General features: G+C 66.8%; 13 protein-coding genes. 6 read left to right on the top strand and 7 right to left on the bottom strand.

Going from position 1 to position 11,829, the window contains the following annotated elements; genetic code table 11:
• Positions 1-54: 54 nt before the first annotated feature.
• Together JWQ81_RS16420 and JWQ81_RS16415 are read right to left on the bottom strand one after the other, a co-directional pair.
• Complete coding sequence (locus JWQ81_RS16420) at positions 55-771, bottom strand: hypothetical protein (protein ID WP_297542330.1); 717 nt, start codon at positions 769-771, stop codon at positions 55-57.
• Positions 772-1,341: 570 nt separating this feature from the next.
• Positions 1,342-2,031: an IclR family transcriptional regulator gene (locus tag JWQ81_RS16415; RefSeq protein ID WP_297542328.1), complete on the bottom strand. Its 690-nt coding sequence runs from the start codon at positions 2,029-2,031 to the stop codon at positions 1,342-1,344.
• 91 nt (positions 2,032-2,122) lie between these two features.
• Here JWQ81_RS16415 and hmgA point away from each other — a divergent pair, with 91 nt between their 5' ends.
• The 4 genes from hmgA (at position 2,123) to pip (ending at position 6,071) form a co-directional block, all read left to right on the top strand.
• Entirely contained in the window at positions 2,123-3,421 is a 1,299-nt protein-coding gene (hmgA, locus tag JWQ81_RS16410; protein WP_297542326.1) for a homogentisate 1,2-dioxygenase, read from the top strand.
• 49 nt (positions 3,422-3,470) lie between these two features.
• Positions 3,471-4,226, top strand: a complete 756-nt coding sequence (locus tag JWQ81_RS16405; RefSeq protein WP_297542324.1) for a polysaccharide lyase family 7 protein — start codon at positions 3,471-3,473, stop codon at positions 4,224-4,226.
• Between the two features lie 96 nt (positions 4,227-4,322).
• Positions 4,323-5,051: a glycoside hydrolase family 75 protein gene (locus JWQ81_RS16400; RefSeq protein ID WP_297542322.1), complete on the top strand. Its 729-nt coding sequence runs from the start codon at positions 4,323-4,325 to the stop codon at positions 5,049-5,051.
• An 81-nt stretch (positions 5,052-5,132) separates the two neighbouring features.
• A complete protein-coding gene (pip, locus tag JWQ81_RS16395; protein WP_297542321.1) occupies positions 5,133-6,071 on the top strand; it encodes a prolyl aminopeptidase in 939 nt (312 codons plus the stop codon).
• 27 nt (positions 6,072-6,098) lie between these two features.
• Here pip and JWQ81_RS16390 read toward each other — a convergent pair whose 3' ends face one another.
• From JWQ81_RS16390 to JWQ81_RS16375, 4 genes are all read right to left on the bottom strand, one after another.
• On the bottom strand, positions 6,099-6,701 hold the full coding sequence (locus JWQ81_RS16390) for a CGNR zinc finger domain-containing protein (RefSeq protein ID WP_297542404.1): 603 nt from the start codon (positions 6,699-6,701) through the stop codon (positions 6,099-6,101).
• 26 nt (positions 6,702-6,727) lie between these two features.
• Positions 6,728-7,786 carry an LLM class flavin-dependent oxidoreductase gene (locus tag JWQ81_RS16385; protein ID WP_297542319.1) on the bottom strand — a complete coding sequence of 353 codons (1,059 nt, stop codon included), beginning with the start codon at positions 7,784-7,786 and terminating at the stop codon, positions 6,728-6,730.
• 100 nt (positions 7,787-7,886) lie between these two features.
• Positions 7,887-8,042 (bottom strand): hypothetical protein, encoded by a 156-nt coding sequence (locus JWQ81_RS16380; protein ID WP_297542317.1) that lies wholly within the window; start codon positions 8,040-8,042, stop codon positions 7,887-7,889.
• 452 nt (positions 8,043-8,494) lie between these two features.
• On the bottom strand, positions 8,495-9,679 hold the full coding sequence (locus JWQ81_RS16375; protein ID WP_297542315.1) for a YncE family protein: 1,185 nt from the start codon (positions 9,677-9,679) through the stop codon (positions 8,495-8,497).
• Between the two features lie 234 nt (positions 9,680-9,913).
• Here JWQ81_RS16375 and JWQ81_RS16370 point away from each other — a divergent pair, with 234 nt between their 5' ends.
• Positions 9,914-10,762 (top strand): DUF4436 family protein, encoded by an 849-nt coding sequence (locus JWQ81_RS16370; RefSeq protein WP_297542313.1) that lies wholly within the window; start codon positions 9,914-9,916, stop codon positions 10,760-10,762.
• A 12-nt stretch (positions 10,763-10,774) separates the two neighbouring features.
• On the opposite strand, the gene JWQ81_RS16365 is transcribed toward JWQ81_RS16370, so the two are convergent.
• The gene (locus tag JWQ81_RS16365; RefSeq protein ID WP_297542311.1) at positions 10,775-11,287 is read right to left on the bottom strand and encodes a CGNR zinc finger domain-containing protein; all 513 of its coding nucleotides are present in this window, start codon (positions 11,285-11,287) and stop codon (positions 10,775-10,777) included.
• A 137-nt stretch (positions 11,288-11,424) separates the two neighbouring features.
• Here JWQ81_RS16365 and JWQ81_RS16360 point away from each other — a divergent pair, with 137 nt between their 5' ends.
• Positions 11,425-11,781, top strand: coding sequence for an SDR family oxidoreductase (locus JWQ81_RS16360; RefSeq protein WP_297542402.1), 357 nt, complete (start codon positions 11,425-11,427; stop codon positions 11,779-11,781).
• The last annotated feature ends 48 nt before the right edge of the window (positions 11,782-11,829 follow it).

Raw genomic sequence — 11,829 nt, 5'->3', positions numbered from 1 at the left:
CGTGAAAGCCACCTTCACGGTTCAACCGGCCGTGAAGGTGGCCTTCACGGCCGGTCAGCGCGGGATGACGATTCCGTGGTCCCTGATCTGGTCCCAGGTGGTGATCGGCAGTTCGGTGGCCGTGAGGACGTCGTCCACCGTGATGAACGAGTTCCCGTACTGCGTTCGTGCCTCGATGATCATCGCGACGGAAGGCTCATCGAGGTCGCAGATCCGGGCTATCGCGGAAGCCGGGGCGGAGTTGAGGTCGACCAGGCCGCCGTCGTCGAACGTGCCCCCCAGATCCGGGCGGCCGATGTGCAGTTCGTGGGCCATCAGCGGGTCTTTGCCCGCGAGGTCGCGGGCCCCCTGGCGGCGGGCGCGAGCGGCTAGAACCTGTGCGACAGAAGGATCTTGGACCAAGGGTGCCTTCGTCACGCGCGTGACACCGGTCGAGGCGACCAGCGACCGCCGCAGGTGCCACTGCTGTATCGATCCGCCGATGATCATCGCGATGATCAGCAGTCCTCCGAGCGCGCCTGTGGCGCTGTCCGTGTTCGGCTCCGTACCGGCGGTGGGGAGCAGCACGAAGATGGTCACGGTGAGCGCGAGGTAGAGGGCCGCCCACCAGAGGATGGCGCGCCGGGACATTCGAATGGCCGCGTGGAGGAAGGGGATCCACGCCATTGTTCCGGCCGTGAGGATGGTGACGGGGAGGTACCACCAGCCGGCGAAACGCTCGGTGGTGGTTGAACCCGTCGGGGCGATGAGCGGGGTACCAGGGGCTTCCATCGCGGCCTGCCTTCCGTGTGAACGGTAGGTCGCCCCTACCCGGTAGATCGTTACGGAGTGGGAGCAGCGGCCGTCGGGTTCGGGGTGGCGCCATCGGCAGGCCAAGGTCGCGGCGGTTCGAAACGGCGACACTGGGGCGCGCACGGAATGGATTTGCGGAACTGGATCCGGCGGTTTCGGTGGTGGCTGTGCGGCGTGTCCGCGGTGGTCGTACTCGCCATTGTCGCGGTTTTAGTGTGGTGGCCGTCTTCGGCGGCGAAAAACGACTTGCCGCCGAGTCGCGCGAAAGTGTTCGTCGATTTCGATGTCTGTTTGCTGACCGGCCCGGAAGGGCTCGCGGCCGTTGGGGTGCCACCGGTGTGGGCCGGGATGCAGGAGGCATCGGCGGCGACGGAGGTGAAGGTGTCCTACCTCGCCTCGGCAGGCCCGGCCACAGTCGGCAACGTCATGCCCTACGCGATGTCTCTGCTGGAGCGTAAATGTCGAGCGATCGTGGCGGTCGGCGAACCGCAGGTTGCCGTTACGGGTCAATTGGCACCTGGATACCCCGATGCCCGTTTTAGGCTCAGTTCAGCCGGGAAACCCGGCCCGGATGGCCGCTGCCGCGCGGAGGACCAGGGGAGCGGTGGCCGTTTCGTCGAGGGGCCCGAGCGCGACGACGCCGACCGACGCCACCGCGACGCCGTCGCCCCCGGTCACGGGCGCGGCCAGGCCCCAAGCGCCGCTTTGGAGTTCTCCCGCGCTGGCGGCGAAACCGCGGCCGCGGCCGACGGTCACTTCGGGGCGTTCCTCCGGCTGCTCCGGGCGGCCGAGCAAGATGGCCAGCCCCGCGGCGCCGACGGCCGACGGGTGCCGGAAACCAACCTGGTAGGCGACGTGCACCCCGGCGTTGGCCGGCTCGGTGACGGCGATGCTGACGACGTCGTCACCGTCGGGGATCGTCAGGTGGGCTGTGGCGCCGGTCGCTTCGGCGAGGTCGCGGAGGTGGGGCTGCGCCACCGAGCGGAGGTCCGAGCGCAGTGACATCGACAGCTCGACGACCCCGAGCCCGAGCCGATAGCGCCCGTCCTGGTCCTGGGCCACCAGCGCATGCCGGGCGAGCGTGCCGAGCAGGCGGTAGGCGACCGTGCGATGCACGCCGACCTCCCGGGCGATCTCGGTGACCCCCAGGCCGCGCGGGTGGGCGGCGACGGCCTTCAGCACGCGAATCCCGTTGTCCAGCGTCTTCGCTCCGGCCGCGGAGGTGCTTTCGGTCATCATTTGCCCCCATCCCTGGACTTCTCGGCTCGACGTTCCTACAGTGAGGTGCACTAACTGCACTGGTAGTGCGATTATAGCACCCGGAGGGGAAATGCCCGAGTATCAGTCCGGTTTCGGCAACGGCTTCGAGACGGAGGCCCTGTCCGGGGCGCTGCCGATCGGGCGGAACTCACCGCAGAAAGTCGCGTACGGCCTGTATGCCGAGCAGCTCAGCGGGTCGCCGTTCACGGCGCCGCGGGCGAGCAACGAACGGTCGTGGCTGTACCGGATCCGGCCGTCCGTGCTGCACACCGGACGGTTCACCAAGGTCGATTCGGGGCTGTGGCGGAGCGCGCCGGACACCGCGTTCCACGCGCCGATCGGGCCGATGCGGTGGAGCCCGGTGCCGCTCCCGGAGACCCCGCAGTCGCTGATCGGCGGCCTGCACACGATCACCACGGCCGGTGATGTGGCCACCCAGAACGGGATGGCGTCGCACCTTTACCTGATCACGAAGTCGATGGAGGACGAGTACCTCTACAACGCCGACGGCGAGATGTTGTTCGTGCCGCAGCAGGGGAACGTGCGGTTCTGGACGGAGTTCGGGATCATCGACGCCGAGCCCGGCGAAATCGTGGTGATCCCGCGCGGGGTGAAGATGCGGGTGGAGCTGCTCGACGGGCCGGCGCGGGGGTACGTCTGCGAGAACTACGGCGGTTCGTTCACGCTGCCCGAGCGCGGTCCGATCGGCGCGAACTGCCTGGCCAACCCGCGTGACTTCCTGACCCCGGTGGCCGCGTACGAGGACCGCGACGACGTCGAGTCCACTTTGTACGTCAAATGGGGTGGCGAGCTGTGGCGGACGGAGCTGCGGCATTCACCGCTGGACGTCGTCGCGTGGCATGGGAACTACGCGCCCTACAAGTACGACCTGCGCCGGTTTTCCCCGGTGGGGCCGCTGCTGTTCGACCACGCCGACCCGTCGATCTATACGGCGTTGACCTCGCCGTCGGAAACCCCGGGCACGGCGAACGTGGACTTCGTGCTGTTCCCCGACCGCTGGGCCGTCGCCGAGAACACGTTCCGTCCGCCGTGGTACCACCTGAACATCATGTCGGAGTTCATGGGTTTGATTTACGGTGTGTACGACGCGAAGCCGCAGGGTTTTGTCCCCGGTGGGTTCAGTCTGCACAATTCGATGACCCCGCACGGCCCCGACACCGAGGCGTTCGCCCAGGCGAGCACGGTCGAGCTGAAGCCGACGAAACTCGAGGGCACGATGGCGTTCATGTTCGAGACGCGCTATCCCCAGCGCGTCACGGAATATGCGGCGCACCTGGGTGAATTGCAGCAGAACTATGCCGATTGCTGGTCCGGTCTCGAGAAAAGGTTCACGCCGGATCACCCATGAGGAGGAGGGGGTGGGGACCACTCCCTGGAATTCCGGTTACCTTCCTGTTATGAACCCCATGCACGGACTCCTGGTCCCGATCCTTCTCGCCAGTGCCTGCGCGCTCGCCGCTCCGGCGTCCGCCACCGCCGCCCCGACCTGCGGTCATCCGGCGGACGTCCTGGCGCTGTCGAACTGGAAGGAAACCCTCCCGACCGGGTCGAAGGGCAATCCCACCGAGATCGAACAGCCGAAACTGGCGAGCTACTCGGCGGACCCGTGGTTCACCACCGACGCTGCCTGCGACGCCGTTCAGTTCCGGGCGGCGGTCAACGGGGTCACCACCAGTGGCAGCGGGTACCCGCGGTCGGAGCTGCGCGAGATGACCGGCGGCGGTTCCGACGAGGCGAGCTGGTCGACCACCTCGGGCACCAGCACCATGACGGTCGACGAGGCGGTCACACACCTCCCCGAGGTGAAGCCCCAGGTGGTCGCCGGGCAGATCCACGACGCGAACGACGACGTCACGGTCTTCCGGCTCGAGGGCAGCAAGCTCTACGTCACCAAAGGCAATGACACCCACTACGCCCTCGTCACCGACAAGTACCAGCTGGGCACGCGATTCCAGGCAAAGTTCGTTGCCGGTGGGGGCCAGATCAAGGCGTACTACAACGGAACCCAGGTCGCGTCCATCTCCACGAAGTCCTCTGGGGACTACTTCAAGGCCGGCGCCTACACCCAGGCGAACTGCGACAAATCCTCGCCGTGCGCTGCGAGCAACTACGGCGAAGTGCTGATCTACGGACTCACCGTCAGCCACCAGTGACGACGGGGACCGGTCCCCACGGACCGGCCTAACGTCAGGGCGCACCGGCTCGCTAACTGTCCGTGACCGGTGTCCGGCTGAAGAATGGAGAGATCTGTGGGGAAGCGAAAGACATGGCTCGCGATCAGTGGGCTGGTGGCCAGCGTTCTCGGCTCGCTGCTCGTGTTGTCGGGGCCGACTCCGGCGGCGATGGCCGACTCCGCCGTGGCGGCGAACTCGGCGGTGACGGCCCCGGTGACGGCGCCGACGGCCGGCCAACTCTTGGCCAAGGCCAAGGGTTGCGCCACGAAGCTCACCAAGAAGCCGCTGCAGACCGACGAGGACACCGCCCGCAACGTCGACGTGTGCGGCCTCAAAGGCGCGGTGTACTTCAACGCCGATATGGACGTCGACTGCGACGGCCAGACCACCGATCAGTGCAATAAGGACACTGATTGCTGCTATCAGGACGATACGACGTTCCACCAGTCCGACGGGAAAGCGCTGAACGCCGCGAAGCTGCCCTATATCGTCCTTCCCCGGGACAGCGGCAATTGGGATTGGCACCAGCAGGGTATCGACGGCGGTTCGGTGGTGGCGGTGATCTATCAGGGCAAGGTCACTTACGCGGTATTCGGTGACACCGATTCGCCGAACAAGGCCGGTGAGGCTTCGTACGCCACCGCGCAGAGCCTTGGTATCGACCCGGATCCGCGGTCCGGGGGCGTCGACAGCGGGGTCACCTACATCGTGTTCTCCAACGCCAAGGCGAACCCGATCGAGAACCACGATTCCGCGGTTTCGGTCGGCGAGCAGGCCGCGCGGCAGTTCATCGCCGCCAACTGACCCGGACGCGTTCGGGCCGGGGATCCTTGTCGCTCACGCGGCCCGAGCGCGTGACCGGCTGTTCGGCGCTACTGTGCGGTCATGACGGATTTTGTGAACGCCAGCGGTCACCTGGACGTCGGCGATGGCCACCGCCTGTACTGGGAGGATTGGGGCAACCCGGCGGGTGTGCCGGTGATCTTCCTGCACGGCGGCCCGGGTGCGAGCTTCCATGACGGCCACAAGGCCGTGTTCGATCCCGGCGTCCACCGCGTCCTGTTCTTCGACCAGCGCGGTAGCGGGAAAAGCACGCCTTTCGCCACCACCGAAGCCAACACGACCGGCAAGCTCGTCGAGGACATCGAGACCCTGCGCACCCTGGTCGGGTTCGAGTCCGCCCATGTGGCCGGCGGCTCGTGGGGGTCCGCTTTGGCGCTGATCTATGCGATCCGCCATCCCGAGCGGGTCAGGAGCCTGCTGATCTGGAGCGTGTACCTCATCCGGCAGTTCGAGAACGACTGGGTCAACGAAGGCTATCCGCGTTACCATTTCCCGGCCGAATGGGAGCGGTTCATTTCTTTCGTGCCCGAAGCGCAGCGAGTCGACGGAACGTCCATCATGGCGTTCTACGCGGACAGGATGCGTTCCGCGGACAAGTCGGAAGCCACCGCGTATGCGCTGGAATGGACACTCTGGGAGTCGACGCTCCTCTCGATCGACTACGACCCGTCGACACTGGAAGCCGGAATTCGCGAAGACCCGGCGACGCTGTCCGTCGCGTTACTGGAGACCCACTATTTTTCCCAGGGGTGTTTCGTCCCACCGAACTACATTCTCGACAACCTCGGCAAGATCGCCGAAATCCCGTGCCACGTCGTCCAGGGCCGGTTCGACATGTGCACGCCCGCGATCAGCGCGTTCGACCTGCGGCAGAGCTATGGCGAACGGCTCAGCCTGCGCTGGGTCAACTCTGGCCACCTGAGGTCGGACCCCGAAATGCTGGCGGCCCTGCAGGAAACCGCCACCAAGGAACTCTGCTGAGCTCCTGAGCGTGAGGGGCCCTCGCCTTCACGCCCTGGAGGTGGAGAGTGGCGGGTTTCCCCGTTGGCAGGCTCGGTAGGCGGCTGCCTTCATCTTGTTGTCGCAGGTCTTCATGGCACACCATTCCCGGCGGAACCCGTGGGAGCGGTCGAGGTAGACCTGGGTGCATTCCGGGCGTCCGCACTCCTTGAGCAGTTCCTTGTCTGGCCCGCTGAGGATGTCGATGGCGGCCCTGGCGACCGACGACAGCGCCTGCTCCGAGGTGCCGTCGAGGCGAAGTCCCGCGGGGGTGAGCTGCGGGACGACCGGGGCCGCGCGCGCCGCGCGGTTCAGGACTGCGAACGCGCTTTCGTCGTAGTCGTCCTTCGTCAGCCGCGCGGCGACGAGCGAGTAGATCGCTTCCCGCAGCTCGATCGCCTTCGGGAGATCGGACAGTTGGCTGTTCGTACTGCCCTTGACGACTCCGGATACGCGGAACCACGCGTCGAGACTCGATGGCGCGTCGAGCATCTCCGTGGGCGCGAGGTTGCGCCGGGCACGCAACGTTCCCACGTAGTCGAGAGCGGAGTTTTCGCACGGGAAGGCGTGTTCCTTGCAACCAGCCTGACAGGTGACGAATTGTGGTGCAATGTCGGTAACGGAGTAAGCATCGACCGTTAGGGCTTCTCCGCCGCGAGCAGTTCCCGGACCAGGGGCGCGACCCGGGTCCCGTAGAGCTCGATGTTGCGCAGCAGGGACTCCTGGGTCAGCTGCCCGAGCCCGTACTTGAGGTCGAAGCGGGTCGCGCCGAGCGTCCGTATGGTCGCCACGATCTTGTGGGCGACAGTTTCCGGCGCGCCGACATACCAGGCGCCGTGTTCGACCTCGTGATCGAAGGTGGCGCGCGTCGGCGGTGGGAAACCGCGGATGCGCCCGACCCGGGTCAGCACTTCGAGATAGTGCGGGAACAGTTCCTCGCGCGCCGCCTCGTCGGTGTCGGCAATGTGTCCCGGCGAATGCACGCCGATCGGCCGCGGTGGCATCTCCAACCGATCCAGCGCCTGGCGGAACAGTTCGGCGAGCGGGCGGAACCGCTGCGCCGGCCCGCCGATGATGGCGAGCATCAGGGACATGCCGTACCTGGCCGTCCGCAGGACCGACTCGGGGCTGCCACCCACGCCGATCCACGTGGGCAGCCCTCCCGCGGTGTGTGGCACGACGTCCTGGCCGTCCAGGTCCGGCCGCATCCGGCCCGACCAGGTGACCGGCTTTTCCTCGAGCAGCCGGGCGAACAGGTCGACCTTCTCGTCGAACAGCTCCTCGTAGTCGGCGAGGTCGAAGCCGAACAGCGGGAACGACTCGGTGCTGGAACCGCGGCCCAGGATCACCTCGGCCCGGCCGCGGGACAGCGCGTCGAGGGTCGAATAACGCTGGAACACCCGGACCGGGTCGTCGGAGCTGAGGACGGTGACCGCGGAGCCCAGGTGGATGCGGGTTGTCCTGGCGGCGATCGCAGCCAGGACAACATCCGGCGCGGACAATGGCATATCCGCGGTGTGGTGTTCACCGATGCCGAAGTAGTCCAGGCCGACACGGTCGGCGAGGACGGCCTGCTCCACCAGGCCGCGGATGGTCTCCGCGTGGCTGACCGGGTTGCCGTGGGTGTCGGCGTGGACGTCACCGAAGGTGTTCAAGCCCAGCCGTACGGCGTCTGTATTGTCGGGTAGTTCTTTCATACGACCATGGTGGCCCCGATAACCGCGGTCGAACCTCCCCTGTCATGGGTACCCAGCGGGATCCGTCACTCATCAAGCAGGTGTCGTATACGTAACGTGGTCAGTTCGGTGATCGCCGGTCCAGGTGGAGATGGCCGTGTTTGCCGATCCAGCCTCTGGTCACACTGCCGTCGCGATACGCGATGGTGATGAACCAGCCGCGTTCGGCGATGGGGGAGCGGGCGACCTCGAGGCTGACCGGGAGTTGGCTGCGCACGCTCAGGGTGGACGACGCCGCTCGGGGTCTTATCGGCCACCAGTGCATAAGTCCCCCTCAGGACTTGGCGAGAAGACGTAGCGCTTCTCCGTTTCGCCAATTATCGAACTCCGCCGTGCTGGGCGTGTCAAGGTGTTGCCGCCGCGGGAAAAGTGAAATCTGCGGGTACATGCCGTGAAGGATTCAGGAGAGTGCCTCGCGCTGTGGCGGACAGGCGGACGTCGACGCCGTGAGCAGGCGTTATGCGTGCTGGGACGCCGACGTGACCGCCCGGCCGGATGCGCCCGCCGATGGCGAATAAATCTCGTCTTCGAATTCGTTATCCGGCGTGTTTGTCTTTTTCAGTGAAAGGCGGAACCGTGCGCGGTAAATCACGCGCCCGGTGCCTTCGCTGTGCGTTTCGGATCGGGTTCGTCGTTGGTCCGGCTGAACCTGCTCGGAAGACCTGAGTGTCAGTGGAGGGAGCCGACGACGGACGGGTCCAGCTTGGCGACGCGTTCGCGTTGCGGGAACGCGCCGACGGGTACGCGCGCGACTTCCTTTGCCGTGGCGTAGTCGACGACCGAGACTTCGTTGCGCTGGCTCAGGGAGACGTAGCAGTACTGGCCGTTGGAGCTCGTCTGGCCCCAGTAGGGCAGGCTGCCTACCGGGTAGGTGACGGTGCCCTGGGTGGCCAGGCTGCTCGTCGACACGATCGCGGTGTAGTCGTCGATCGTCCCGACATCGCAGAGCCTGCCGGCGTCGCGGGAGAGGGCGAGGCCGTGATGGGCGGAGTTCTTCGGGTAGTCGTCCGGTTTGAGGCTCGCGCCCTGAGTGGAGAACGGCATCTGCACGGTGTTGACGATCGCGTCGGTGTTGAGGTCGTACTTCACGAACCCGTTGAGGTAGGAGAGATCGGCGTAGAAGGTGTGTCCGTCGGGCGCGATCGTGCTGGGCCGGATCCCGTGCGGGAACTGCCAGGTGCGGACCACCTGGAGGGTGGTGGCGTCGACCTCGGTCAGCTGGAAGGTGCCCTTTGCCCATTCCATCCACTGCGGTAGTGAGACGGTGCCGATACTGGAGTTGTAGATGTACTTCCCGTCGGCGGAGTAGTCGTTCTGGTGGGGGTAGGTGCCGGTGGTGAACGATCCGACGACGTGGCCGGTCGCGGTGTCGAACACCTGCGCCTCGTTGGCGGTGGTCGCCGAAACGACATACCGCGTGCCGTCGGGGGACAGCGCCGCGTGGTCGGCGTGGAAGCCGTCCAGCCGGGTGTGCCAGAGCTGCGCGCCGGTGGCGAGGTCGAAGGCCGACACGTCGTCCAGGTTTCCGCGTGACACATAGAGCTTTCGGCCATCGGGGGAGAGAGTGGCGTCGTCGACGAACCGGTCGCCGCCCTCGATCCCCTTGACGACCTCGTAGCCGGCGCGCTGGATGGGGTCCATCTCGGCGAGCCGGGTCTGCAGGTCGGGTACGACGTTGAAGGCGCCGAGACCGGCGAAACCGTGTTCGTCGATGAAGCTGACTGTCCCGGCTTGGCTGTTGCCGACGACCAATACGTCGCGGAGGTCGGCGGCGGAGGCTGTGGCTGTGGTGGCGGGCAGCGTGGCCATCAGCAGCAGTGTGGCGGCGAGGCAGCTGGTCCTGGCGTTTCGCATCGCGACTCCCCGTGGTCGGTCCGGCGACTGGACGCGAACAATATTCATGTATGACGGGAGCGTCCGGTACCGCTGACCGGGGGTCGCCCGGTTACCCAGCGTTCCGGTCGCTGCGGGACGCCGGTTCAAGTCATGACAACGCCTCCTCCTTTCGGGCCCGTCGCGGCGGCACGATCGGGTGGAGAGCCGTGTCGTTCCGGGCCGCGGTGGGTGGTCGCGCCTATCTTTGGCGCGGTGTCCACGCCGAGATCCCCGCGCCGCATTTGGCTCTACTTCGCCGTGCCGATCGGGGTCGCAGTAGCGGTGACGATCGGGGCGCTCGGGTTCTTTGCCGAGTTCAGCAGTCGCAACGTCGAGTACACGATCGGTGCGGACGTCCCGGCCACGGGTGCGGTGTCGGTCGAGGTGACAGTGCAGCGGATCGACGCGGCCACCCGCGAGATGGTGCTGCAGGTACTCGTGGTCCCCAACGGTTCCTTCGCCGACCAGGGACAACCTGAGGTACCGGCTCAGGAGCTCGTACTCGACACGTCGTCGCTGACCAGCGCTCCGCTGACCTTCCGCGCCCACGAACGGATCACCGCCAGGGAGCTTCGCATCCCGATGGACGGCGTGGTGTCGTTCTTCCCCTTCGACAGGTACAACGCCGACCTCTACGTCGGCGTCGACGCGGCCGGAGCGCCGGCGCCGGTGCGGCTGTTCGTCACCGACCACGACCCGGGTTTCGTCACCCAACCGATCTCGCAGCAGACAGGCGAGGGGTTCGTGGGATCACAACTGCACGTGACACGTTCGCGCAGTACCTACATTCTGGCGTGGTTCCAGGGCATCGTCATGTGGCTGCTGGGGCTCTCGGTGCTCGCCGGCGCGCTGTACATCGTGCGCCACCGGCTGGGCCTGGTGTGGCCGGCGCTGGGGTGGATGGCGGCGACGTTGTTCGCACTGGTGGGGTTCCGCAACGCCGCCCCCGGGCTGCCGCCGATCGGTTCGCTGATCGACTACTGCGCGTTCTTCTGGGCGGAGGCGATCATCACGCTGTCGCTGGTCCTCGTGCTGGTCAAGGGCGTGCGGCAGAAAGCCTGACGGCCCAGCAGTTCAGTCGGCCGCCTGGCTGCGTTCGTAGTGCCGGCGGGCTTTCAGCCGGTTGCCGCAGACCTTCATCGAGCACCAGCGCGCGGTGTTGGGGCGGCTGTGATCGAGCAGGAACAGGCGGCACTCGTCGTTGGCGCACGGGCGCAGCCGTCCGGGCATCTGTTCCTGGGCACGGCCCCATGCCAGCAGCGCGCGGGTGGCGAGATGGCGGTCGTCCTCGACGTCCAGGCGCCAACTCAGCCCGGCTTCGGTGACGTCGGGAAGCAGCCGGACGCCACGCAGTGACGCTGTCAACGCGGCGGCCGGCTCGGTGCCGCGCACGACCGCTTGAAGGCGGTCGCGGACCCGGCGCAGATTCGCGGCCTCGGCCGGTGAGCCGGTGCCGCCGCGGGGGCGGGTCCAGCTCGCGGCATCGCCGTCGGCGAGCAGGTCCGTGAACCCGCCTTCAGCGACCGGTGTGCTGTTGAGCAGGTCTAGCAGCACGCGCTCGTCGTCGGGGTTCGTCGTCTGCACCATACGTCTGAGTCTAACCGGAAAACACAGTTTGACAAGTTAGGAACCAGGGGTGCGTACTGCGGTGACCTAACGGTCAGGGCGTCGCTGGACACCAAGGTCATCGGCCGCTGATGCCGGCCAAGCACCTGGGCTAGCGGATCAACGCCGGCGGCTCGCTCGCGCTGTTCTCCGGCGTCGCCGCCTTCAAGATCGCCGTCGGCAGCATGGCCGTGGCTCTCGCCAACGGCGCCGCCGACACCCTGACCCGGTCGCTCGCCGTCGAACTCGCACCCGTGCGGGTCAACGCCATTTCCCCGGACGTGATCGACACCGGCGCCTGGGACGCGCTTGGCGAACAGGGCAAGGTCGACCTCTTCGCCGACCACAGCGAGCGCCACCCTGCTCGGCGGATCGGCACCGCCGCCAACGTCGCCGAGACGGTGCTGTTCGCGATGAGCAACTCGTTCCTGACCGGTGTAACTCTGGCTGTCGATGGCGGGGAAGCGCTTACGTGAGGTGGCTGGTCCTTTTACTGCGGCAAGGACCGGGGCGGGTTGGGGTTC

Source organism: Amycolatopsis sp. (assembly GCF_025464955.1).
Classification (GTDB): Bacteria; Actinomycetota; Actinomycetes; order Mycobacteriales; family Pseudonocardiaceae; genus Amycolatopsis.
This window is presented reverse-complemented; position numbering and strand designations above follow the sequence as displayed.